This window comes from Ruegeria sp. AG1 (assembly GCF_056541705.1).
Window position 1 is genome coordinate 251,705 of record NZ_JBQFYU010000006.1, and the last position, 25,088, is coordinate 276,792.

Genomic DNA, 25,088 nt, shown 5'->3' on the forward strand with positions numbered 1-25,088 from the left:
ACTGGAGATGTCTATGGCCACGAATACAATTCCCGGGGACGCTTCACCGGAGCGTTGCTTGCTCGACTGATCGAAAAACCTGACGCGCATTACTTTTTGTGCGTACCAGTCAGTTTCATGGGCGACGTGCAGGCTGACCTGGAAAGCCAAGGCGTTCCAGCCGAGCAGATCCACACCGAAAGGTTCGGTTCCGCCATGTGATCTCTATAGACGAAGATCTGCAATCGGAAATTAGAACGAGAGGAGTAAGAATATGCGCGAGCCATATGATGTGATCATTATTGGTGGGGGAAATGCAGGGTTCGGTGTTTCCTCCGTGGCACATGAAGCCGGAAAATCCATTGCCTTTATCGAAGCGCGCGATTTTGGCGGGACCTGCCCCAATCGCGGCTGCACGCCAAAAAAAGTTCTTGTGGCAGCTGCCCATGCAATGCACGAGATCGAACAAGCGCCCATCCACGGGATCGAAGTCAGCAAGCCAAAGCTCAATTGGGCGAAACTGATCGAGCGAGAGAAGAATCTGATTGGTTTCATCCCTGAAGCCATGCAGGGGCTGGCCGAAAAACGCGGGGATGTCTTTCGAGGCACTGCGCGTTTTGTCGGGCCGAACGAGGTTGAGGTCGACGGTCAGATTAAACATGGCAAGGACATCGTTATCGCAACAGGATCGAAGCCAAGGCCTCTGCCTATCCCCGGCACCGAGCACATGATCACGTCCGACGAAGTTCTTTCCGATGTGACATTGCCGAAAGAAGTTGTCTTCATTGGCGGCGGCGTCATTGCCATGGAGTTCAGTCATGTCTACGCGCGAGCCGGAGTGCAGGTGACAATCCTTGAAGCGTTGCCACAGTTGCTGCCACGTATGGACAGCGACGCCGTCTCGGCTCTGCAAGCGGAAACCGAACGGCTGGGCGTAGCGGTCAAAACCGGAGTATCGGTGACGGCAATCGAGAAGACTGCCGACGGGTTACGCGTTGAATTCGAACATGACGGCAGAAATCAAAGTCTTTTGGCCGAGCGGGTCGTCAACGGCGCAGGCCGCGTCGCCAATATCGACGGGCTTAACCTCGATGCCGCCGGTGTCGAGCATGACGGACTGCGCATTCTGATCGACGATACGATGCGGTCCACCTCCAATCCTTCAGTCTGGGTTGCGGGCGATGCTGTCACCAGCTCCGCTCAACTTTCCCCCATCGCAACGTATGAGGGTCAGATTGTCGGCCACAACATCGTGCACGGACCAACTAAAAGGCCGGATTACAGCGTGATCCCCAGCGCCGTCTACACCGTTCCAGCGCTCAGCACTGTGGGCCTGACTGAAGCCGAAGCGCGGGAAAAGGGTCTCGACGTTTCAGTTACGGTTTCTGATATGTCCGGGTGGTTTTCCACTAAGACCTACGCGGAAACGGCAGCCTGGTCCAAAGTTTTGGTCGACAAGAGTACCGATCAAGTCTTGGGTGCTCATATTCTGGGCCATCACGGTGACGAACTGATCCATCTCTTTGCCATGGCCATGCGTCACAGCATCTCTGCCAGCGATCTCAAATCCTCGCTATATGCGTTTCCGACATTCGCGGCGGATATGAAATCTTTGATTTAGAGCGGCTTGATACAAGCTGAGCTTTCCCAAAGGAGAGCCGCCATGAACGATTAAGTCTGTCTGATTCCAGGTGTCGGTGACGGAACCGGAGCATCGGTTGCCCGCCGGTTTGCACGGGACGGATACCGTATTGCCTTGCTGGCCCAGAACGCGGTTAAATCGATGTCAACAGCCATGAACGCCCGCGCGCCGATAACCTGAGAGCCGAAGGTATTGGTAACTCTCAATTGTGCGCCTTGGACAAGACGAAACGCGCGACCTGTTAAGGCCTTCAGCATAGTAGCCTCTGCCATCAGAACAGAAAAGCGCCAGTTGTTGGCAGGAGGACTGCATATACGCTTGTGGAGGCGGTAATGAACAGGCGATTGCGTTTCGGCCCGCCAAAGCAAACATTCGAGACCTCTTCTGGGACGAAAATCTTGCCCAGCAGCGTGCCATCCGGGTGGTAACAATGAACGCCGTCCTTTGCGCTCGTCCAGATACGGCCTTGGGTATCGAGCCGAAATCCGTCAAAGACGCCTTCTTCGCATTCAGCAAAGACATCCCCGCCTGAGAGCTTGCCGTCTGCACTAACGGAGAACGCGCGGATATGACGCTCTCCGCTTGCGTAACGCGTGCCACCACTGTCAGCGATATACAGCGTTTGTTCGTCTAGCGAAAATGCAAGTCCATTCGGACAGGCGAAGTCAGTAGTCACTTGTGTGACATCGCCGGTGGCCGGATCGAGACGATAGACATGTTCACCATCAAGCTCTGGGTCTGCCTGAAACCCTTCGTAGTCAGACTCTATCCCGTAGGCCGGGTCACTGAACCAGATCGTGTCATCTGATCGCACCACAACATCGTTGGGGCTGTTGAACCGCTTTCCCTCGAAATGACTGGCCAGAGTCGTAACCGACCCATCATGCTCAATCCGGGTGACACCGCGCGTCCCATGCTCGCATGCCACGATCCGCCCTTGCCGGTCGAGCGTTGAGCCATTCGTGTAGCATCCGAGGCCTGAGCGGATGTCCCCGACTGCTCCGGTTAGTTCGTCCCAGCGGAGCCGTCGATCATTAGGAATGTCGCTCCAAATCAGGCATCTGAACGCCGGAGAATACACCGGTCCTTCTGTCCATTTGCCGCCTGTCCAGATTTGATCGATCCGCTCATCCAGTTTGATGCTGCGTTTGAATCGATCATCACGGATTTCGTAAGTATCTGTCTTGATCATTGGCAATACCGGCTGGGGTTGCTACAAATTGCATAGCAATATAGGTTGCTACAGAAAGTATAGCAAGTGACTAAGATACCGATACCAGGTCAGCCTGTTCGTGGTTCAAAAAGCGGCGCGCCCATTATGGCTCTGTTCGACCTGCTTGGACGGCACTGGGCTATGGGAGTCCTGTGGACGTTAAGCGAGGCTGGCCCATGCACATTCCGAAAGCTGCAAGAAGAGTGCGAAACAATCTCACCTGCGGCACTCAACACCCGACTGAAAGAGCTTCAAGCGGCGGGATTTGTTCATCGCGTTGCCGAAGGATATGCGTCGACTGATCTGGGACAACACCTCTATGATCATCTCTGTCCACTCGGAGACTTCAGTAAGGAATGGGCGAAACACTTACATGCTCGAGAATAGGAGAGCGGACGTTCAGAATCATTGATTGAAAGTTCATTTTGTCCGCAAAGAAGACTTTGAGCAAGTTGAAGCGAAGGTCTGCTTCGAGCCCAAAGCGAACACTCGCTCAAACTTGGTTTGGGGGCCATTGTTATCCCACAACCGTCTATTTGACTGATCGGTTGCCAGAATCGCAGTCTTAGGTGATCCTTAAAGAAATCGAAGGATCGCAATATGTTTAGGTTTCTTTTAATTGCATTGGGTATTTGCGTATCTACTTTCGCGTTAGCGCAAGAGTCGTCCGAGGATGCGGGAGGAAAAGATGATACCTCGGCGACCTCGTCCAGCCTGCTAACTGACGCTGAGTTGCAGACATTGGTCGCCCCGGTTGCTCTTTATCCCGACACGTTACTAATACAGATATTTGTCGCGGCCACCCAGCCATTGGAAATTGTTAAGGCCGAGCGGTATTTGCTGGATAACGCCGACCGCGACCCCGTTGAACTTGAGCCGGAAATCGAAGCAATGGGATGGGATCCTTCTGTCAGCGTGTTGGCGACGGCTTTTCCTGAAGTTGTTGGTCAGATGGCCACCCATATCGACTGGACCGAGACAGTCGGCACAGCCATGTTGGCCCAGTCCGATGATGTGATGGATGCGGTACAGGTCATGCGGGATCAGGCAATTGACAGCGGCGCTCTTGTTTCAGGTCCCGAGCAAACTGTCGAAGTGTCTGACGACGACACAGTAGTAATTACACCGACAGAACCCGAAACGGTATACGTCCCACAATACAATCCCGAGACAGTTTATACTGGCCCGTCAACCGGGGATGTTGTGGGCGCGGCACTACTGACTTTTGGTGCTGTTGCTTTGATCGACGAAATTTTTGACGACGACGATGATTGGTACGACTACTGGGGGTGCAAAAATTGCGGTGGTTGGGGCGGTGGTCCGATTTATAGAAATCCAAACATCGACATAGACGTCGATGGCAACGTCAATATCGGCAATGATATAGATTTAGGTGACCGAACGGATACCGGATGGAACCCCGATCCTGACCGGCAACAGGAGGCCCGGAACAAAATAGCGGACCATAAAAGACCTGAAGGTGGCCGTGGCGACTTGCCGGTTAACCGTCCTGATGGTCGCACAGATGAACTGCGTGCAAAGTTGAGCCGAGAATCTGGTGCTGCAGATATTAGCCGGGACCGCGGCGCGGCCGCAGCTGTGGTTGGTGCCGGTGCTGGGGCTGTATCAGGCGGGGCTTTAGCGAATCGGGGCAACGCTAATCGGGACAAGGCCGCCGCAAAGCAACAGGCCATTGATCGTACCAAACGTCCAGATGCAACGAAAAAGCCAGTCGCACAACGACCGCAGACCTCTAAGAAGCCGCAGGCGAAGAAAGCCGCATCGACACAAGGCAAGCCTAGGGCATCCAAAGGGCAAGCGATGGAGAAAAAAGCGTCCGGTAGCAGAACTCAAAGCGCGTCCAAGCGTGGACACGCCGCTAAAGGCACGCGGAGACGGTAAGATGCGAAGATTAGTATTTGCAATTTTGTTGCTCGCGGGGACTTCAAGCCCGGCCTTCTCTGACGGAGCCAGCTTTGATACGCCGCAAACCGCACTGGATGCTTTTGTTGATGCGTTGAAGGCTAATGATCAGAGCAAGCTGATCAAAATTTTCGGGCCTGAAGCCGAGGATCTGGTTGGAACGGGTGATCCGGCGGAAGATAAAGAAAGAAGGCAGGAAGTGCTTGGCATGTATGCCGAGGGGTATCGTTTCCGGCCTGAGGACGATGGCGTTGTACTTCTTCTGGGTGAAGACGGTTGGCCTTTTCCTATCCCAATTCTGCGTAAAGATGACGGTTGGCGCTTTGACCTGGAGGCTGGGATCGAGGAACTTTCAGCTCGTGAAATAGGCTTGAATGAGTTGGAAGTGATCGAATTGCTTGAGGCCTATGTTGACCTGCAGGCAGCTTTCCGGCTTGTGGACCATAACGGGAATGGCGTTATGGAATTCGCTCAGACGATCATTTCTGATCCCGAAGAGCAAAACGGACTATTCTGGCTTGGTAAAGACAGCTTTGTCGGTGCAGCGCTCGCCCGCGCTGCAGCTTCGGGGTGGAGTGACGGTCAGGCCGACTATGAAGCCGAGCCGTTTCTTGGCTATTATTACACAATCCTGCAAGAGCAGGGCCCTAACGCTCCTGGGGGTGCCTACCCTTATTTCGTCGGGGATCACTTCGTTGCAGGACATGCCTTGCTGGCAATACCGGCAGACTACGGAGAAACTGGTGTCCATTCCTTTTTGGTTGGCGAAAACGGCATAGTCTACGAGGCAGATTTTGGCCCGGAAACACTCAGTATTGCAGCTGAAATTACTGCCTATGATCCAGACACTAATTGGTCACCGGTCGAGTAATGTTTGGATTGATAGTGGCGCTTAAGCTCTGCTGCTTCGCTGAGGCCACTGTTTGCGGATCGTGTGACACGCTTCAGTTCGATGGTTACGTGTACCCGAACAGGTTCAGCCTGGATCGCTCTTGCAACACACATTGTGACTGCCAGCAAATTGCCAATCTTACGAGACTTTGCCAAGTCCGCTTTTAGCATATTGCTGCGGTCCACAGCGATCAGTGAGGCAGGACCGGCGAACGGCCACTAACTGGCGTCGAGGATTTTTCGATAGCTGAGACGAAATTCAACGTAACAACGTTCAGTCAAAAAAGTGGTACATCGTCGTTGCGCGCCTGCATCTTATTTGAGCTACCCGCTGTCATAAAAAATGTAGCCAGGTCGAATCATCGCCATCTAGTAGTATTCTTGTACTGGGCTTCACCGACTGGCGCACAGCGAAAGAACGAAAAAATGAAGGGGGTTATCGGCAATGGAACGACTATGGGTGCCAAATGGTAAAACTATGTGTCGTCCCACAAGAAACCAGCGGCGGACCGAGGAGCAACCAAACATTTTATATAACTTATTGTTAAAAATTTATAAAGTCTTAGAAACAAAAACGCATACCACTAAATATACCACACCAGTCATTGGAACTGGCGCTTCAAAGCCTCAGGTTTGAGCATGACGGAACGACCGGTAACTAAGAATAGCAGACACTCATACAAAGTGCAGCGAACGTCTTCTTCGAGCCCTGAGTCACGGATGCTGCAGAGCGGGCAAATGTCCGCTCTGCAATTCCTGTGAAGAATTTGGCAAGCTAATAGAGATTCGTTGTCTGCTTAACGCCGAGAGCAAACGGCGCACCGTTTGGATCACACAGGATGGGGCTATCGGCTTGAACGGTTTCATTATCATTCACAGAAGCCAGACGCGCCCCTTTGGTTTCGGCAGCACGGGAGGCATCGGAGACTGAAGCAACCTTGATGCAAGGAACCCAAGATGCGTTTGAGGCAGTTGACCAAGTCGCGGCATGCTGGATTGCAACAAGTTGGCCCTGAGGCTCGAGGAGGGTGACGCAATCCTTGCCCCGCTGGGGAGAAACCTGCCATCCGAAGAGTTCGATGTAGAACGCTTGCGGAAAGTCATTCCCGTTGCTGACATACACTTCAGGGCCGAACTGCCTTTGCGGTACGGGGAAAGTGTGCCGAGACAAAGAAATCCCCACTAGAGCACCGAGCGGATCGCGGACGAGCGCATTGCGACCGACACCCGGCACCTCGAATGGCTCCCGAACGATCTTACCTCCGAGTGTACCGACGCGGTTGATCGCTATGTCCACATCGGGAACTTCGATGTAAGAGATCCAGCCATTTTCCTGCTCCAGGGGCGTCTCAATCAATCCCGCACCCGCTTCGTCACCGGAAAGGGCAAGGACGAAATCCTGCTCGCCGCCACCCCATGCAAAATCCGATGCCCGCTCGACTTCATACGTCCAGTTGGCGACGTGCTGGTAGAATGCCATCGAACATGCCCTGTCCGATGTGAAAAGGTCATGCCATACGAATTGACCTGCTTTCGACTGTGTCATCGTCTTACTTCCTGACATCTTTGAGCTTTTTGACACCGCGGACCATCTTCCCGAACGCCTTGTCGCGCGACCTTCGTTCCGCAAGACTCGCGGAATTGAAGGCGTCTTCGGCCATGAGCTTGCGCCATCTGCTAAGACGACCGCCATCAAGAGCACCCTCATCGATAGCCTTCAGAACAGCGCATCCCGGCTCGGATTCGTGCTGGCAGTCCCTGAATCGACACCGCACGGCCAACTCCTGAATGTCGGCAAAGAGATCATCAATGCCGTCAGCTGCATCGGTGAGCTGCAATTCCCGCATACCCGGGGTGTCCAGTATCAGACATCCATTGGGCATTGCATGGAGCTCGCGCCGCGTTGTCGTATGCCGCCCCTTGGCGTCGTCCTCGCGAATAGATTGGGTCTCGATGGATTGGCTCTGGAGCAATGCATTGGCTAACGTCGATTTCCCAACGCCAGATGAGCCGAGAAACGCCACCGTCTTGCCGGGCCTGCACCAAGAAGTCAGTTTTGTCCGGGGCGCGTCTCCGCGGGCGTCAAGTGCGACCACATCGATCATGTCCGACACCGTGCGGGCCGTGTCGATGTAGCTTTGCGAGTCCGTCAGGAGGTCGGTCTTTGTGACGACGATGACAGGCGTGATCCCTGCCTCAAAAGTGAGAGCTGCATAGCGTTCCAGCCGGGCCACTTTGAAATCCTGATTGCAGGACGTGACGATAAAGGCGGTATCAATGTTCGCCGCGATCAGTTGTTCCTGCCGGTCGGTTCCGGGCGCACGCCGTTTGATGAGGCTCGTGCGCTCTAGAACCCGACTGGATCGCGGGCGCAAAGGATCCAGCATCAGCCAGTCCCCTACAGTTACATCGGCTCTGGGCGGAAGTATCGTATCGATGCCGTCACCGAGGGCGTGCAGGCCATTGCGATGCACTTCGACAATTCGAACGGGCGGTGTCACCGACAAATCTTCTACGCTGATCTGCTGGGCGAAAAACGGTTGCCATCCCAATGCCTGAAGAGGGTTGAAGTCGGAGTGTCTTCCGGCGTTGCGTGCGCGAAGCGGAAGGAAGTCTGAGTAATCCCTTATCATAGGGTGTCACTTTCATGTCTCTGGCCCAAGTCTGATCTGGGCGCTGTTGGTGAGAAAAAAGTTTGCACATCAAAACTCACCGTCGGCCATAATGTGACGGTGTTTCTTCAGATGTTGAATGTGCTCCGGGAGGCGCGCTGCCTCCCTTCCTTACCGGGACATGAAATCTCCATTTCAGATTATGTGCACATAGGATGAACGCGTGCACAACACAACAGTTGACGGCTGATTTGGAACTCTTCTTCAGTAACCGTAGCAGCAATTCAACAGGAAAAAGACTATGTCAGCTTTGTCCGCTGAGCAGTCATTTCACGAATAACTACTTCGAGCCTATACCCCCCAAGAAGCCGCGCTATGGCGAAGGTCTGTTTTTGCGCTTGGTCGGCAGCATCATGCTTCCGCGTGCTTATGGTCGGTCATTTCCCGGCGCTCAGCCAAGGCTTGGCGCACAATTTGGAAGGCAGACGACAGAAAGAGCCCGGCCATGACGGTTGCCACGACAAGATCAGGCCAACCTGTTGACGTGCCCCAGACACCAAGTGCTGCAAACATCACTGCCACGTTCCCAATCGCGTCATTGCGCGAACACAGCCAAACCGACCGAACATTGGCATCACCATCTTTGTAGCGGACCAAAAGCAAGACGCTTGCTAGATTGGTAAGCAACGCGAGAAAGCCGACGCCCCCCATTATCTCTGCAGTTGGAACGCCCACAAAGAAGACGCGATAGACAGTCGATCCGAACACCCAAAGGCCCATCATCAGAAGGCTGATGCCTTTGAACAGTGCTGCATTCGTTCTTGCGCGGAGAGAGGCCCCGATAACAGCAAGCGAAATGCCGTAGGTGAGCGCATCGCCCGCGAAGTCGAGTGCGTCTGCCTGCAGCGCTTGGGATTTGGCCAAATGACCCGCTGTCATCTCGACAAAGAACATCGTCGCGTTGAGCGCGATCACGATCCAAAGCCGTCTTTTGTAGTCATCTGAAACACCGTCAAACTTGGCGTCATGTCCGCAGCAACCAGCCATAGGAATCCTCTTTCATCTTTGGTTGTTCATGATGTAATGTCTCTAGCGACTAGAGGTTCAAGAGGTTTCTTCATGTTTTCCATTGGCGAGCTTTCTAAGCGCACAAAGGTCAAAGTTCCGACCATCCGGTATTACGAGGAAATGGGACTACTGCCCGAGGCAGAGCGCACGTCAGGCAACCAAAGACGATACGACCAAGCTGGGTTAGAGCGGCTGAGCTTCATCCGCCATGCGCGTGATCTTGGGTTTTCAATTGAAGCAATTTCTTCGCTGATCGAATTGCAGGAGCACCCCGACCGGTCGTGCGAGGCTGCGACGGATATCGCAACATCTCAACTTGAAGAGGTCCGCACCAAGATCAAACGCCTCCGAACACTTGAAAAGGAACTCAACCGGATATCGAAGGGCTGCAATGGTAAAGGCGTTTCCGAAGACTGCTACGTATTAGCATCGTTGGCCGACCACGGCTTGTGCGACATAGACCACTAGAACACCGAGGGAAGCGGACATTTGACCGCTAAAAGTTAACGGCAGCTAAGTCCGCAGAGCGGTCATTCAGACGGCACGCAACGAACGACCGCTCTGAGCCCAAAATGGCAAACGTCGCGCAACATGTTAGCTGGCGGCAACCACGCACTTCTGTCCTTGACGTGACAAAGGACGGTCTAATGCTGCCGCTCATCGTTTTTCAGATCATACATGTGATCAAATTGCATCATACAAAAGGCCATTCAGAAGTTTGTTAACACATCGTTAATTGGAACATCAAAAAGCCATCATTTTTTTGCCTCTGACATGTGCGCGGAGAGTTCCGCGCAAAAAAAACGGTAGTGGTTTCCAAACCACCCTTAAGTGGTGAACAAGATGTTTCGAGTATGCGGTTTGAACCGTAGAGCGCGCCGTCATGCGGCGGCGCTTTCCAAAGCACAGCCCAATAACAACCATCGGGTTAGACCTACCTTATTTTGCGTCTTCGCGGTACCGGTTGCGGCCGGTTCAATAGCTTTGGGGGCAACGATCGGAGTGGCAACTCCATTGGGCGCACAAACGGTTGTTCCTCCGTCTAGCGGTCCGTGCACTGTTGCGGGGGACGTCGCCACCTGCACGGGAGATGTTTCTACGGGTGTCCAGGCAAGCGGATCCACAATCGAAACGCTCAATATCAATAGTGTTACTGCACCAGGAATTGCACCTGGCGGTGGAACCGACGGCGTTGCCTTTGCCACACCATCAGGGAACGCAACCCTTAGTATCCAGACGAATGGAACCGGCGGCATTGTTACCACGGGCAATGGCGCGGATGGGATTGTTGTAGATGCAAACGGCGCCGGGGAAGTTTCGATCACTTCGACCGGCGACATTACAACAAACGGACGGCGCTCCTTTGGTATTCGATCCGAACTTGAGGGTGACGGCACCGTTTCGGTGAACTCGACTGGCAACGTTACAACATCCGGACGCAGCCGAAGCGTCGGAATCGGCGTCACTCAACAAGGTGGTGATGGCAACGTGTCAGTCGTATCAGATGGTCGGATCAACACATCGGGCAGCCGTTCAGACGGAATTAACGCCAATCAAGCCGGTGGAGACGGCGCGGTATCGGTCAACTCAGTGGGCGACATCAGCACAGCTGGAAGTCGGTCTACAGGCATCACCGCTCTTCAGAGTGGTGGCGAAGGGGATGTCTCGGTGGTGTCGGATGGCAATATCTCGACGGAAGCTAACAACTCTGGCGGGATAGTTGGACAGCAAAGCGATGACGATGGCGATATCACGATCCAATCGAAGGGAAGTATCACAACAGAAGGCAATAACTCAAATGCCATCTTGGCGCGCCAAAATGGCGGCGAGGGGAATATTACCGTTGAATCCGAGGGCGACCTCTCGACTTCCCGTAGAAACGCCCGCGGGATATTTGCCCGGCAAGACAACGACGATGGATTTATCACAATCCGTTCAACCGGAAACATCACGACGTCCGGGAATAACGCTGATGGTATCTTGGCGCGTCAAAATGGCGGCGACGGGGATATCACCGTTGAATCTGAGGGCGACCTCTCGACTACCGGAAACAACGCCCGGGGGATATTTGCCCGGCAGGACGACGGCGACGGTTCTATCACAATCCGTTCGACCGGAAATATCACGACAACCGGGAACAATGCGGATGGTATCTTTGCCCGCCAGAGGGGCGGAGAGGGTGATATCAATGTCACCTCTTCGGGCAACATTTCGTCCGCACAGGACGCCATCCGCGCGCTTGTGACCAATGACGGCGACATTTCTATTACGAACCGGGGCAACGTCAGCGGTGAAGCAGCAGGCGACGGCATCAACGCAACTGTGAATGGCGTGGGTGACGTCGTCATCGACAGCTCCGGGGATGTTACCGGCAGGGAATATGGGATTTACGGTGCAGCCGATGGAACGGGCAACGTAACGATCACCTCCAACGGCAACATTTCGGCTGATGAAGAACATGCGATCTTTGCCAACGCAGAGGACGGGAACGTAACCGTCGATGCGACGGGCAATATTGAATCCCGCGACAGTGATGCGATTGATGTGGAAACCGGCAGCCCCGGAGGCGTGATTGACGTCACAGTGGCGGGCAATATCTCTGGAAGCGCTATTGGCATTGACGCAGACGCCGAGGATTCCGGCGATATCAGTATTCAGGTCACGGGCGATATTCTGGCTGGTTCGGATGACGGTATCGAAGCCGAAGTTGATGGAGACGGCAACATCTCGATCACGATGAATGGCGATATCGATGCAAACGAACACGGGATCCGCAGTTTTGTGGCCGGTGACGGAAACATCTCGGTTGAAGCGTCTGGTGATATAGCGGCTGATAGCATTGACGGCATCAATGCGGAAATTGACGGAAGCGGTGATATTGCCATTTCGGCAACCGGCACCATCGATGCCGAAGTTGACGGACTCTTTGCCCATGTGACCGACAACGGAAACATACGCATTACAAATTCCGCATCCATAACCGCCAGAAACGACGAGGGAATTGACGCAGAAATCTTCGGAGACGGCGATGTCTTCATAGAAAACTTGGGTCAGGTAACCTCTCGCGAAGACGATGCGATTGAAGTGGATGTCGAAGGAAGTGGCAACGTCAGCATTGAAAACTCTGCCCAGCTTACCGCCGATTCCGACGCGATTGACGTTGAGCTAAACGGTGACGGCAACGCGAGGGTCACCAACAGCGGGGCGTTGCGTTCGCTGGACAATAACGGGATCGAAGTGGACGTAGATGGAATGGGTTCGATCACCATTTTGAACACAGGAAATATTGACGCGTTCGAATACGGTATCGAAGTCGAAGATCGTGACAACAATGCCGCCGCAACCATCACAAACTCGGCTCGCATCACCGGTCGCGAAGGCTTTTCCATCGTATTCGGCGGGGACGGGAACGACACGTTGACGCTCGAACCCGGCTCAGCCCTGACCGGTTCGGTCGATTTCGGCAATGGCAATGATGGCATGGGGGGCACGAACCCGAATGACATTGACACGCTGAACTTTGCGCCCGGGGTGAATGCGGTTGTTAACTTTGCCGATGCATCGGGTAGCGATAGTGATCTTGCGTCCGCCCCCGAAGTCGTCAACTTCGATGGTGCAGGCGTTTTGATCAACAATGGCCTCACGGCGGTTTCGGTGGATACGACAGGATTTGTGGCCCAAGGCACCTTTATCAGCGATCTGACCGACGCAGTGTTCAATACGATTGAAACCGCCAGCCCCTATGACTTTGGCTCATCCGATGGTCAGGTCAGCAGGAACCGGAGTGCCTTCGGGTATGCCGAACAGGATGGTGGTCCCTATGTTTGGGGTACAGCCTTCGGCGGAGATCGCGATGTTGAAGAAGAAGGCTCAAGCCTTGGTTTCAGCCATAGAATGTACGGTTTTGTGGTTGGTGCTGAAACGAATGAGTTCATCGGAAACAGCGATTTTGGTGTTCTTGTTGGCTACGACGATAGCCGCATCTCGCTGGATCAGGATGCAGGTGATACTGATATCGAGTCATATTTTGGCGGCGTTTACCTCGAAAGGGACTACGGACAATTTCGCATCAACGCAGCTCTCCTTGCTGGAATAACCGACAATGAAGTGACTCGAAACGTTGATGGCGGCGAAGCGCAAGGCGATTTTGATGGGACGTTCGTTGCTCCATCGCTTTCGATCTCGGCCCCCATCAACGCTTTGCCAATACCTGCCTTCTTCAGTGCTCGCGCAAGCTATGTATTTCTGAAGCTTGACGAGTATACCGAAACAGGAACCGCGTTTCCTCTAACGGTCGAAGATCGGAACGTTTCAGTCTTCAACACGCGGGCGCAATTGAACTTCCCTCGCCTCTACGAGGGTGCAAATGGATCGAGCACCTACCTGAACTGGACAGTTGGAGTTGACGCAACTTTCGATGCAGGTTCCGACGATGTAGACGCGATCGTAGCGGCGACGCCGTTTTCTTTCGTAGCGTCCACAGAAGATGCAGCTGCTGGGTTTCTTGGCTTTACGCTTGAACATATTTCTGCAGATGGAAACAGGTCGGTAGGCTTCAGCGGTGAGTTTCAATCAACCTTTGGTGGTGGCTCCAGTATTGTTGGAGAACTCACAGCTTCCATAAGGTTTTGAACCTATGGAGGGCTTCTCACTTGGTCGATTGTTGTTGCCGAAAAGCCTTTTCAATCGGGCTGGCTTCCCAACCAGGGGAGCGCCCGTTTCGTTTCGTCAGGCGTGATCAACAACCGGCGTGAATTTGTCATTGATGCGCTCAAAACGACGGCAGCTCAGTTACAAGCCAGCGTCGCGACCCGAATGCCACTGCCCCGCACGCCTTGGTATCAATTCTCCTGACAAACTACAGGTGAAAGTGTCCGGCCCAACGATAAAGCAGGCCGGACTGTGAGTGTCGTTCTCCTCAATCGTACAAAACGGCCGAAATCTTGGGGCCATCAATGTTCGAGGCATCGTAGTAGTAGAAGCCTGTGTCGATAAGACCTGGAACCTCTTCGCCGTACGGAGCCGCAACCGCTGCTTTCACTGTCTAAAAGCCGCAGCTTGCAGCACGCCCGCTTTGATCGGCGCAATTCGAGGCCAAAACCGCATCTTGGTTTCGGATGTTCATCGAGAAGTCGAAACTGGCTGGTTTGGGCTCGGAGTGGCCGCTCGCGGCACTAGGCCTAAATGACGGCTCTGCTGACAAATTTCCCGTGGGCTCACTGGGTGCTGAGGACCGGTCTCAGCCCGTAGCCGACATTGGCGACCAGACCTTGCAATAACGCAAAGCGTGAAGAAAGTAAGTTTTCAATACCCCCTCAAGTTGTTTTTGTATTGCCGTAGTCTTCGAAATGATCTGACTTTGTGGCAAAGCTGGCTGAACAACTCAGCGACATCCTATTTCGAAGATGCTGCGATAACTTGTTCTGCAATCCAGTCGAACACAAGCCTGGGACCTCGGCCCGAGTTGGTGTGGCTCCGAGACATCACATAACCGGCATCGCTGAAAACGAGATCGTCCGTAACAGCCACAAGAGAACCCTTGTTGAGCAGATCATCAATCAATCCAATCCAGCCTAATGCAACGCCTTCACCTGACAAAGCGGCCTGGGTGACCATGTCGTAGTTGTTGAAGCTAATGTAGTTTTTCTTTCTTTCGCCCGTTACGCCTAAGCTATCAAACCATCCTTGCCAGGTTTGCCACGCCGCGGTTGCGGGTTTTGACAGACTCAAGAGTTGAACATTGAGCAAGTCTGAAGGATTTTGGATTGGCCCGATCTTCTCTAACAGCTGAGGAGTGCAAACAGCAGCTACAACCTCTTCTAAGACCATTATTTCATCAGGTTTGATCTGGTCTTTGGGCGCAACATGAATACGAATGTCGCAATCAGTATCATCCAGACTGGGCGGCACATTCGAAGCCAGAATCTGAAACTCAATTTCATCCCCGATTTCCTCCCGGAGATAACCAAGACGAGGCAGCAACCAGAATGTTGAGAAAGCAAAATCGGCTGAGATTCGAACACTGGGTTTAGTTTTGCGTTCCAGCAAAGAGTTTACCGCATAGTTCATCTGAGTCATAGCTGGTCTGACCACATTCAAAAGCCTCAAACCCTCGTATGTCAGTGAGACGCCCCGGTGCTCCCTCTTGAAGAGGACGACACCCAAATCAACCTCCAAACCCTTTATCCGTTGAGAGATAGAGGACTGGGTCAACCCGAGAGCGTCTCCCGCACTCGTAAAGTTTCCATGCTTTGCGACCATTTCGAACGCATAGAGCGCCACGAGGTTCCGGCTTAGATTGGTATTAACTCGATTAATGTCATCCATAACTACTCAGCTACTGCAAAAGAAAGAAGAATTATACCAAAAACTATGCCAATGGGCGCGAGTGCAGCCCTGTGAAAGCAACACGGGAGCCAACGATAACAAAACAAAGTCACGGCCATAGGCTCGGACAGCCAGCCGACTAACGAAACTTACATGCGTACGCAGGCTCAAAGAATCTAATAATTTTAGAACGTTGTAACTCTTCAGACCCGTTGAGGTTGACGACGCGTTTTTGTGCATCGTTGGGTTCACTGGTTTCTAGGCAATTTGGGCTGTCGGACCAAATCTAGCAGACAGCCCCACTACAACAACCAAAACAGGGAGAAGTTGACTATGGCGATAAAGCCACCTCTTTCAGAACTTCCGATTAAGACCGCTGATAACGGTTTTTATCGGGGGTTCAGTGTAAACGTCACGGTTATCAGTAAGATCATCATCAGTTTGTTGGTCGTCTGGTGTATCGTTTGGCCAACCCAGGCTGGCAGAATCCTAGGCGATTGGAACGCAGCTATTCTGGCGCAGTTTGCGGCTTGGTACATCTGGGTCGTAACCGGATTTGTTGTCGTCTGTATTGGTTTGGCCATCTGGCCAGCTGCGGGACGTTTGAACCTTGGTGTCGAAGGTGAAAAGCCAGAGTTCTCGAATTTCTCCTGGTTTTCGATGATGTTCGGCGCAGGGATCGGGGTCGGGATGTTAACTTGGGCGGTTGCAGAACCCGTAGCTCACTTCAAGAACAACCCTTCGGTTATTCAGGGTGTCACTACAGCTCTAGATGCAGACAATGTGCGCACCGCCTACGTGTGGTCCTACCTACATTGGGGATTAGGCGCCTGGGCGTGCTATGCGATTGCTGGTCTGGCACTGGCATTCTTCAGCTACCGCCGCGGGCTTCCGCTTACAATCCGCTCATCCTTGACACCGCTCTTTGGCAAAGCACTGTCGGGCAACCTTGGACACCTGATTGATATCGTTGCCGTTGTTGCGACAATCCTCGGCGTGGCACAAACCTTGGGATTTGGTGTCGAGCAATTCGTGGCAGGTCTGACCCGTATCGGCATTGGTGGATTGGCTAATGCAGACGGTTCAGCCACAACGTTGGGTATCATCGTCGCCTTGCTGGTCATTATGGGTGCCTCAACGCTGTCGGCTCTGTCCGGTGTGGGTAAAGGTATTAAGTGGCTGTCAAACATCAACATGGCTTTGTCGATCTTCCTTCTGGGATTCTTCATCCTGTTCGGAGCGACATTCTTTGGCGCCAAGGCCTTCTTTGTCGGTATCTGGGATTACTTGATCGCTTTGCCTTGGCTCAGCTTCAATGTTTACGCATCAGATGGCGTTGAGGGCTCCGAGGCTTTCCTATTAGCACAGTGGCAAGGCTGGTGGCCGGTGTTCTACTGGGCTTGGTGGATCGCGTTCGCACCCTTCGTCGGGTTGTTTTTGGCGCGCATCTCGCGCGGTCGGTCCATCCGTGAATTTGTGCTGGGCGCAATGATCGTACCCTCGCTTATGTGCTTTGTCTGGTTTGCGTGGGCCGGTGGTACGGCCATCGACCTGGAACTGAATGGCGGTGCGAATGGCGTGATTCTGGACGCAGCCAATGGTGACAAGATCTTTGCCATGACTACGTACATGCTCGCACCAATAGCGGAGTTCCTTGCCTGGGCAATGGCAGTGGTGATCGTGATCCTTTTGATGACGTTCCTTGTAACTTCCGCTGACTCGGCAGTGCTGATTGTGAACACAATCAACGCTGCTGGTGACGAAGGTCCCAAGGCTCGACCGCACATCATGTTCTGGGGTGCGGCGCTGGCATTGGTCGTTGGTGGTTTGCTAATATCAGGTGGAACGGGAGCAATCCAGACTGCTATGGTGATCGGTGCATTACCTTTCTCCATCGTCATGGCGCTGATGTGCATCGCGTTGATCAAAGCGATCTGGAACGACGGGCGCCGCGAAGCTGCCGGCATCGCATCAACGATTGATCCAGAAACATCATCGATGCCAGCCGAATAGTACTCGCGTATCCAACTGTGACCCCGGATTGGAAAAACCGGGGTCGCAAATATGATGGCAGCCGAAACAAAAATCTATCAAGAACGCGTGTTTTAGCACTGTATTCTGACTACTTGATAGTATCCGAAAGCGCCTAACGGATGAACTTAGCAAAGTCCGCTTTACCGCGCAAAACTGACCTTCGTACCCTAAGCACCACTGGCAACTTTGGGCTCAGTGCAGACGTTCGCACAGTTGCTGCGAATGACCGCTACGCTGACATTTGTGTCGTTGACCAACCTTTCTGGTGCCCACTTCAGACCGATTTTCGAGCCGTTACTACAAAGTGAGTTAGCGAAAAGAAAAAACGCCCGCTTTCTGCCAGCAAACGTTGCTCTTCCGCCCAATTCCAGGCTTCCTCCGCTGGAACAAGGTTCTTGGCTTCGGCAAATCCACGCATCAAGACAATCATCATATTCGCCAGCCCATCGGGCTTCAGTTGCGTATCACAAATTGTGATTGGCGTGACACTTTCCACCGAGAAGCCAGCCTTTCTCAACAATGGTGGCAAGAGGGCTGGAACGCGGCGTTCGGCGAAATGATGGTCCCAAGCCTTGACCATTCGCTCCATTCTGTCCGGAGCGTCGCTGTGCCAAATCAGACTGTCAAAGTGAATATCGCCGATGACGAGTATTCCGCCGGGTTTGAGCACGCGATGAATTTCAGACAAAGCCGAAAAGATATCGTCCAAGTACTCAAAGACCTGTACCGAAACCGCCTTGTCTATCGTACTGGACGAAATCGGTAGACTGTCTGCTGAACCGGCGGCAAGCTCAACCCAGCTTTGACCTTGGCACCGTTTTTGAGCCGACTGACGCATGTCTTCACTTGGGTCCACGCCAATAATACAACCGCTGGTCCCCACCGCCCGGGCAAGCTCTAGGGTCAAAAGTCCGTTGCCGCAGCCAACGTCAAGGATCGTTTCACCTGGACCTGGCTTAAGGGCATCAAAGGACCCCTGACGCCGTCTTGTGACATCAGCGCCTTGGTACACGCTGTCCAGAAGCCGGGTGGTTTCTGCATCGAATTCAAGCATGAAGTGTTCTCATTCGCTTTAACCAATGCAAAAGCACTATCACATCCGTGCATGAAAGTCTGCTTCGGGCTCGAAGCGGCCGTCGAAACAGCTCTGTCGAATGACTGCTTTAACCCTGCTTGCGAGGCAGTGCCTGATCAGCCGATCAATTTCTGCAGTTCCCTGTCAGCGCGGATAAGTTCATTGATCGTCTTGCGCATTTCCTCGGTTTCTCTCGATCGTTCTCCGTGCTTCCATGACGGATGGCTTGGCCCAGCGGCTTGCCCACCTCCAGCCCCATGCATGCGACAAACACTCCAGCCTTGAACGGCGGGCGCGCGGCACGGCTTGCCAGTGGACTTCGCCGTTGCTGTGCACCTGGGCGCATCATTGAGTCTTTTCGTAGGGTCCATGAGGTTGTCGTTACTTTTTGTCATCCGACTGCCCCCCGTTGTGCACGTTTCCAACAATTGCCTGACCACCTTCTTTGACTTCAACGCGTTCGACCCGGACAGTTTGATCTGCCTTGGAGCGATACCGCTTTAGGGTTTCAACCTGGCTGGTGAAAGTGCGCGCAAGCTTGTTAAGCGCGCGTTCCGCTGAATCTTGCTGCGGGAGAGTTTTTACGTGGTTCAAGCGACGTGCCATCATCATCGTTGCCTGGTGGATCGCGCCCATCTGGATCGCAAGCATTGCTTCTATCTCGTCCTGCGGCTTGACCCCGGCAACAACGGACATCACGAAGTTCGATGCCGTCTCGGAGACAGGCCTGTCGTGTTGCCCGAGAGCCGCAACTTGATCCATGACGCCTTCGAAGAACCGAAAATCAACAGTCCCCAGCTCATGCATCGCCAAAGCGCAGGCTGGCGTTGGGTCTTTTCCTTTGTGACCGACAGTGAGCCTCCGGGATTCTTCATCGAAGTCCAACTTGATATCGGGTGCCCGGACACGGGATTTCTTCCGTTCCATCAGATCGGCAATTGCATTGGTTTCCGCTTCGGTAAGCTCGAAGTTCGTTGTCTGAAGATCGTTGCTTTTGTCTTTCTGTGCCTTGCTCATGTTCGCCTCGCGTAACAGGGAGTGGTTAGTATTAGTGTTCCGTTTCAGAACCGACGGACCGGCGAGAAACCGGTTTGACGGGTTCTGATTTGGAACCATGGGAAGTCTTTGGGTTCTCAAACGGAACCACGGAGGATGCTGACGGGTCCGTCTCAGAACCGCGTTTTGTTTTTTCGGGCTGCCAGAACCGCCAGTCGTTGGTGGCTGCTTTCTTGCCGGACCGGGTCTGCGTCGTCTTGGTCGTCAACCGCCATTCGTGGGCCCGACGGTGGTACCAGTTGCCTTCACGCTCAAGAACAAGGAAGCCTTTGTCCTGAAGTTCTTCGAAAGCCCGCTGAACAGTGGCCTTACCCAATCCTAGGATTTCTGCCGCCTCGTTCATCGACAGAAACAGCTTGCCGTTGTTGCTGCCGTTGAAGCGGGTGTGAAGCTCCAGCCAGAGCTTCACTGCAGGTCCCGACAAAGCCCGCCACGCGAGAGATTTGATCATTGCGTAGGGCAGAGGGATGTATTGCCCCTCATCCGACCGTTTGCCCTTGGGAGACCGCCGTCTACTCATCGCGACACCTCCGCTGGAAACGCTCGGGAAGGGCATCCAACTCCGGAACGTCGCAGCCGATATGCGCCCGGACGAGCCGGATTAGGCCGGATTTGGTCACACAGTACCCGAGCGTGTCCCACGCCGCTCCCCCGGCCGGAAATTTGGGTCTCTGGCGCTGAAACAGCCATTGGATACCATCCCGGCATACGGCGACGCGGTAGATACCATGGCGAAAGAGTTCGCCGCCGTAGTTCTCAGCAGTTTCCCGATGATCGGTTCGTGAAAGAAGGCCAGTGTCTGGCCCCCTGTCGAGACTCGTGCTGTTCGGCTTGGAAAAGGATATATCAGCCATGCTTGATCCGTCCTTTCCGTATGATCACCCGTTCGACCGAGTGGCTCAGGGGCGACCAGTAGTACCGGCGCTCGTTTTGTCTTGTCGGCGCGGGACATCCTGTGGCATCAACTGGACTTGCTAGGGTGGCAGTTGATGTCACTGGAAAAGCCCCATCTCCGCGCTTGGAGTTGGGGTTTTTCATTTTGCAGCCTCGTTGTTGGGATCGGTGCGCCGCGCTTCCAGCCAGGAGTTCAGATCAGCACCGTGATAGGCGATCCGCCGACCGATGCGGATAAAGGCCGGACCACACATGCGGTGACGCCATTGAGCCAGCTTCTCGCGGTTTCCCAGCAATTGCATTTCTGGGTCTTCTGGGAAATAGACCCGGTCGTCATTGAAGACGTTTGCCATCGTTGAAATCCTCTTGGATCAGTTGCGATGGCTATTGTTAACTTTCGACCAATGGCTGTGACGATACCAGTTCAGGCCCGAAAAGCCCGCCCCAAAAGCCTGTATTCAGGCGCCCAAAGGACTTAATTACGGGCATAGTGCCTGTCTAGCGAATGCTTCAAACGTGTTTGCACGGTCGTTCTACCAACTCTCCTACCAAGTACCTTTTGTGCATGTTCTATCAGTTCTTGAATGCAAGCATCTTTCTTCGATGGTAGTGAGCCGAGTTGGTGCATTTCCTCCAATCTTGCTTCCATTTTTTTCCAGTCCAAGGCGAATGGTGCGCCTCTAGATCGTTTGCTAGGAGTACTCCCTACGCTGTCTAAGGTCCCATCCTCCAGAACCAATGCGTGTCCAAACGATCTAGCAGTCAGAGACTCGCCCATCTGGAAGCGACTGCCCCAAAACGTGATTAGCTGTTGCGTATTCACTCGTGTGGCTACGAAAGTTCTTTGCCCAAATGTCAATTCATCTTGCTTGAAATCGTGAGCAAGCCTAAATGCCTCCGCCGGCACTTTTTCGAACTCGCCTGCCTTCTCGTATTCATCGGCTGCGGACAGTGCATCCCACCGCTCAAGATGCACAGCTTCAATAACCAAATCCCCCGAATGAATTCCCGAGAAAAGCTGACCCCAAACCTTCTCTAAGTGGATTTCAAATAGGGCGTTGGTCTCTTCAAAGAGAATTTCTTTTGGACCAGCTTCACTGACTACCTTCTTTGCCGCCTTATATTTATTCAGCTGAGTAGTTCTTTCTAAGGGTTCCCAGTCTATCCGATCGAAATACTCCTCATGGAATTTCAGAGTATGGTACGCATCCCAAATTTGTCCCCAAAGTATTGAACTAGCCGCTTCTCCGTAGCCCTTGGGCATATCCAGGCCCGCAGCAGCGAAGTCTTCTGGTTCGTAGAAATCAAAACTAATCAAGTTATTCTCGAAATTGTCAGGCATCTCCTTCCAATAAAATCTTGCGTCTATACCAACGGGCGAACCACGCTCGTCAGGTATCGGCGTGTCATACCAGATAACCTCTGGAACCTTCCCGAAAGCTAGGAAGTGCACGGCTTCCGACAGATAACACCACTCCGGCAGTTCAACTGCACAAAAAAATCTCACAGAGACGCTCCTTGGCTTGATGTAAATCTACTCCATTTCTCGCCAAGCTTTCGTCGCCGTTCTAACAAATCCGACCGCGCATAGGCCCGCTCCACATCCGATCCAACCTGATGTGCCAAAGCCGCCTCAGCCAGCTCGCGCGGCGCGTTTGCAGCTTCGGCCGCCCAATCCCGAAACGAACTGCGGAAGCCATGCACGGTGACGCCATCCTGTCGCATCCGGCGCAACAGCATCAGCATGGACATGTTCGACAACGGCTGGTGCCGTTTTTGCCCCTCGAACACATAGTCAGAGGCCAGCGCGCGCAGCGGCTCCAGAATAGCCAGCATTTCGTCGGTGAGAGGTACACGATGGACCTGCCCGCCTTTCATGCGCTCCGCAGGTATGGTCCACAGGCGCGCATCAACATCGACCTCGGGCCATTTCATCTCCAAGACCTCTGAGGTCCGGCAGGCGGTCAGAATGGTGAATTGCAGCGCCTTGGCGGCCATAGCTGAGCGGGTCTGCAACTCGGCATAGAACGCGGGGACCTCCTGCCACGGCATCGCGTCGTGGTGTTGGACCTTGGCTTTGACGGTGGGCAGCACTTTGCCTTCGCGGATAGCGGTCACCGGGTTCTCGCCCGATCGGAAGCCTTTGGACTTTGCCACATCGAGTACCGTCTTGATCCGCTGCGACAGCCGCTTTGCGGTTTCATGTTTATCGGTCCAGATCGGGGACAGGCACATTAACACTTCAGGCTGATCAATGCTGTCGACTGGCATGCGCCCGATCTTTGGGAACGCATAGTCGCGCAAGGTGTTGAGCCACTGCTGCCCATGCTTGGCATTCCTCCATGTTGGCAGGCGGTCGATGTGGACCAGTCGGCTGAGCTCCTCGAAGGTTGGGATTTCGCGCTGGGAATTGAACCGAGGGTTCAGCCCTGACTTTGCCATTCGTCGATACTCGAGAGCTCTTTCGCGGGCTTGATTCAGAGTGACAACATCAGCGCCACCCAACCCAAAATCCGTGCGCAGCGGAGCGCCCTTGCGGTTCTTCTGCCCTTTGACGGTTACGCGCACGATCCAGCGCCGTGCACCCGATGGATCAACAACAAGATACAGACCAGAACCGTCGCCATGCCGACCCGGGCCAAGATTCTCTACCAGCTTCTTTGTCAGCTTCCCGCTGAGCGCAGCCATGAAAATACCACAAAATATACCACTCAATAAAAGAATACGGGTATAATCGGATAAAATCCAACGAAACCAGCCAACGCGGCGATAGCCATAAAACACATAGGTTTAAGCAACCTAGTGTATCTCATTGAGATTTGGGAAAATCACCAAGTGGCGGACCGAGGAGGATTCGAACCCCCGACCCCTTGATTCGTAGTCAAGTACTCTATCCAGCTGAGCTATCGGTCCGCGTTGGTGAAGCGGTGTTTAGACCCGGTGCGGGAGACGTGCAAGCCGATTCTGCAAAAAATCTTCAAAAAGTTAGATCGCCGCGTGGGAGGCTTATTTCAAAGGTTGTACCGGTGGGTCCGGTCTCTTTCAGCACAAGATCTCCACCATGTCCGCGCACCAGTTCCTGTGAAATCGCAAGCCCAAGGCCCGAGCCCCCCTTGCGTACGCCGCCTTGGAATGGCGTGAACAGATTCTCGCGTGCTTTGGGCGGTAGGCCGGGGCCGGTATCGCGGATTTCGATGCACCAGCTGGCCTCCATGGCGCAGCCGGTGACAGTGACGCGCCCGGGTTTGCCTGAGGAGACCAGAGCCTGCCGGGCATTGCGCACAAGGTTCATGATCACACGGAAGAGCTGCTCTGGGTCTGCGCGCACGACCAGATCCTCGGGCACCTCGTTCACGATTTCGACGCAGGCATCGGCAACGGCCAACTGCTCGCTGGCGGCAACATCTTCGGCGATGTCGCGGACGCGCACCATGGTCAGGGTCGGCGCAGGCTCTTCCGCCCGACCGAAGGCAAGGGTGCTTTCACACAGCGAAACCGCGCGAGTGATCGAGTTGACCAGCTTGGGTGCCATACGGCGGACCAAGGGGTCATCGCTGGCTTCGATCCGATCCGTAAACAACTGCGCCGAGGTCAGGATATTGCGCAGGTCATGGCTGACTTTGGCGACAGCGCCACCCAGTTGCGCCAGACGTTCGCGTTGTTTCAACGCCTGCGTCAGGTCGGTTTGCAACATCTTTAAAGCCTCTTCCGCCTCACGCAGTTCGGTGACCTTGGAGTTGGGAGTGATAATGCCGCGTGCATCCTCGGGCGCGCTGGCATAGCGCTGCATATAGCCGACAACGCTTTTGATCGGACGCACCAGCACAACGCGCACCGCAAGGAACAGGAAGAAAGCGGTGATGATCGAAATAACAAAAGACAGCCCCAGAATGCGCAGCCCGTAATCGACCATCGCCATGCGCAAAGGCATGCTATCAATGGTAACCTCGATAAGCAGACCAGCGCCTTTGACCGGCTCACCGATCACACGGATGACCTCATTTTCAGTGGTAAAAATACGGGTCATCGCATCGCGGATCAGGATCCACGGGCCCGCGTCTCGCAGGTCATAGGTGTTGGTGATCTGTTCCGGGATGGGCGAAGACAGCATCAGCTGCCGCACCTCATCGCGCCGAAGGACAACGTTGTAGACACCGGCATTTGCCAGAAGCTCGGCCTCAAGATCGTCAGCGAGCATATCATCGGCCAGCAGCGCCAAAGACGCGATCTGTGCGCGTTCCAGCCGGTTCAGTAGGAAGTCTTCTCGAAAACGCGCGATGGACGGCACAAAGATCAGGACCTCGGCCAACATCACGAAGACCGTCGTCAGGATCAGAAATCGGCCGGACAGCGAGTTCAATTGGCGCTCCTCTT

General features: G+C 53.9%; 20 protein-coding genes and 1 tRNA gene. 7 read left to right on the forward strand and 14 right to left on the reverse strand.

Annotated features, from left to right (window positions below):
- The first annotated feature begins 253 nt into the window (after nt 1-253).
- A complete protein-coding gene (locus tag ACR0B5_RS11350) occupies nt 254-1,600 on the forward strand; it encodes a dihydrolipoyl dehydrogenase family protein (RefSeq protein WP_480540461.1) in 1,347 nt (448 codons plus the stop codon).
- Nucleotides 1,601-1,892: 292 nt separating this feature from the next.
- Here ACR0B5_RS11350 and ACR0B5_RS11355 read toward each other — a convergent pair whose 3' ends face one another.
- Nucleotides 1,893-2,813: an SMP-30/gluconolactonase/LRE family protein gene (locus ACR0B5_RS11355; RefSeq protein WP_480540463.1), complete on the reverse strand. Its 921-nt coding sequence runs from the start codon at nt 2,811-2,813 to the stop codon at nt 1,893-1,895.
- 126 nt (nt 2,814-2,939) lie between these two features.
- On the opposite strand from ACR0B5_RS11355, the gene ACR0B5_RS11360 reads away from it, so the two are divergent.
- The 3 genes from ACR0B5_RS11360 to ACR0B5_RS11370 all read left to right on the forward strand — a co-directional run bounded on the left by ACR0B5_RS11360 (nt 2,940) and on the right by ACR0B5_RS11370 (nt 5,628).
- On the forward strand, nt 2,940-3,221 hold the full coding sequence (locus tag ACR0B5_RS11360) for a winged helix-turn-helix transcriptional regulator (RefSeq protein ID WP_170336851.1): 282 nt from the start codon (nt 2,940-2,942) through the stop codon (nt 3,219-3,221).
- A 213-nt stretch (nt 3,222-3,434) separates the two neighbouring features.
- Nucleotides 3,435-4,736, forward strand: a complete 1,302-nt coding sequence (locus ACR0B5_RS11365; protein ID WP_480540465.1) for a DUF3300 domain-containing protein — start codon at nt 3,435-3,437, stop codon at nt 4,734-4,736.
- A 1-nt stretch (nt 4,737) separates the two neighbouring features.
- Entirely contained in the window at nt 4,738-5,628 is an 891-nt protein-coding gene (locus tag ACR0B5_RS11370; protein WP_480540467.1) for a DUF2950 family protein, read from the forward strand.
- Nucleotides 5,629-6,423: 795 nt separating this feature from the next.
- Here the strand turns inward: ACR0B5_RS11370 and ACR0B5_RS11375 are convergent.
- The 3 genes from ACR0B5_RS11375 to ACR0B5_RS11385 form a co-directional block, all read right to left on the reverse strand.
- Nucleotides 6,424-7,194 (reverse strand): VOC family protein, encoded by a 771-nt coding sequence (locus ACR0B5_RS11375; RefSeq protein ID WP_237217125.1) that lies wholly within the window; start codon nt 7,192-7,194, stop codon nt 6,424-6,426.
- A 4-nt stretch (nt 7,195-7,198) separates the two neighbouring features.
- Entirely contained in the window at nt 7,199-8,281 is a 1,083-nt protein-coding gene (gene rsgA / locus ACR0B5_RS11380) for a ribosome small subunit-dependent GTPase A (protein ID WP_171181864.1), read from the reverse strand.
- A 390-nt stretch (nt 8,282-8,671) separates the two neighbouring features.
- Nucleotides 8,672-9,307 (reverse strand): cation efflux transmembrane domain-containing protein, encoded by a 636-nt coding sequence (locus ACR0B5_RS11385; RefSeq protein WP_170459099.1) that lies wholly within the window; start codon nt 9,305-9,307, stop codon nt 8,672-8,674.
- Nucleotides 9,308-9,379: 72 nt separating this feature from the next.
- On the opposite strand from ACR0B5_RS11385, the gene ACR0B5_RS11390 reads away from it, so the two are divergent.
- Both ACR0B5_RS11390 and ACR0B5_RS11395 read left to right on the forward strand, forming a co-directional pair.
- The gene (locus ACR0B5_RS11390; RefSeq protein WP_480540469.1) at nt 9,380-9,796 is read left to right on the forward strand and encodes a MerR family transcriptional regulator; all 417 of its coding nucleotides are present in this window, start codon (nt 9,380-9,382) and stop codon (nt 9,794-9,796) included.
- Nucleotides 9,797-10,171: 375 nt separating this feature from the next.
- A complete protein-coding gene (locus tag ACR0B5_RS11395) occupies nt 10,172-13,960 on the forward strand; it encodes an autotransporter domain-containing protein (protein ID WP_480540559.1) in 3,789 nt (1,262 codons plus the stop codon).
- Nucleotides 13,961-14,246: 286 nt separating this feature from the next.
- Here ACR0B5_RS11395 and ACR0B5_RS11400 read toward each other — a convergent pair whose 3' ends face one another.
- Both ACR0B5_RS11400 and ACR0B5_RS11405 read right to left on the reverse strand, forming a co-directional pair.
- On the reverse strand, nt 14,247-14,369 hold the full coding sequence (locus tag ACR0B5_RS11400; protein WP_480540471.1) for a hypothetical protein: 123 nt from the start codon (nt 14,367-14,369) through the stop codon (nt 14,247-14,249).
- Between the two features lie 353 nt (nt 14,370-14,722).
- On the reverse strand, nt 14,723-15,655 hold the full coding sequence (locus ACR0B5_RS11405; protein ID WP_480540473.1) for a LysR family transcriptional regulator: 933 nt from the start codon (nt 15,653-15,655) through the stop codon (nt 14,723-14,725).
- Nucleotides 15,656-15,988: 333 nt separating this feature from the next.
- On the opposite strand from ACR0B5_RS11405, the gene ACR0B5_RS11410 reads away from it, so the two are divergent.
- Nucleotides 15,989-17,668 (forward strand): BCCT family transporter, encoded by a 1,680-nt coding sequence (locus tag ACR0B5_RS11410; protein WP_480540475.1) that lies wholly within the window; start codon nt 15,989-15,991, stop codon nt 17,666-17,668.
- 295 nt (nt 17,669-17,963) lie between these two features.
- On the opposite strand, the gene ACR0B5_RS11415 is transcribed toward ACR0B5_RS11410, so the two are convergent.
- The 8 genes from ACR0B5_RS11415 to ACR0B5_RS11450 form a co-directional block, all read right to left on the reverse strand.
- Complete coding sequence (locus ACR0B5_RS11415) at nt 17,964-18,743, reverse strand: methyltransferase domain-containing protein (protein ID WP_480540477.1); 780 nt, start codon at nt 18,741-18,743, stop codon at nt 17,964-17,966.
- Nucleotides 18,744-19,145: 402 nt separating this feature from the next.
- On the reverse strand, nt 19,146-19,781 hold the full coding sequence (locus ACR0B5_RS11420) for a hypothetical protein (protein WP_480540479.1): 636 nt from the start codon (nt 19,779-19,781) through the stop codon (nt 19,146-19,148).
- Nucleotides 19,782-19,812: 31 nt separating this feature from the next.
- On the reverse strand, nt 19,813-20,340 hold the full coding sequence (locus tag ACR0B5_RS11425; protein WP_480540481.1) for a helix-turn-helix domain-containing protein: 528 nt from the start codon (nt 20,338-20,340) through the stop codon (nt 19,813-19,815).
- A gap of 514 nt (nt 20,341-20,854) precedes the next feature.
- Entirely contained in the window at nt 20,855-21,067 is a 213-nt protein-coding gene (locus ACR0B5_RS11430; RefSeq protein ID WP_480540483.1) for a MerR family transcriptional regulator, read from the reverse strand.
- Between the two features lie 122 nt (nt 21,068-21,189).
- Nucleotides 21,190-22,221, reverse strand: coding sequence for a hypothetical protein (locus tag ACR0B5_RS11435; RefSeq protein ID WP_170663026.1), 1,032 nt, complete (start codon nt 22,219-22,221; stop codon nt 21,190-21,192).
- Nucleotides 22,218-23,402 (reverse strand): tyrosine-type recombinase/integrase, encoded by a 1,185-nt coding sequence (locus ACR0B5_RS11440; protein WP_480540485.1) that lies wholly within the window; start codon nt 23,400-23,402, stop codon nt 22,218-22,220. The genes ACR0B5_RS11435 and ACR0B5_RS11440 overlap by 4 nt, the downstream gene beginning before the upstream one ends.
- 148 nt (nt 23,403-23,550) lie before the next feature.
- Nucleotides 23,551-23,627, reverse strand: a tRNA-Arg gene (locus ACR0B5_RS11445).
- Between the two features lie 64 nt (nt 23,628-23,691).
- Nucleotides 23,692-25,074 carry an ATP-binding protein gene (locus ACR0B5_RS11450; RefSeq protein ID WP_425083726.1) on the reverse strand — a complete coding sequence of 461 codons (1,383 nt, stop codon included), beginning with the start codon at nt 25,072-25,074 and terminating at the stop codon, nt 23,692-23,694.
- Nucleotides 25,075-25,088: the final 14 nt, after the last annotated feature.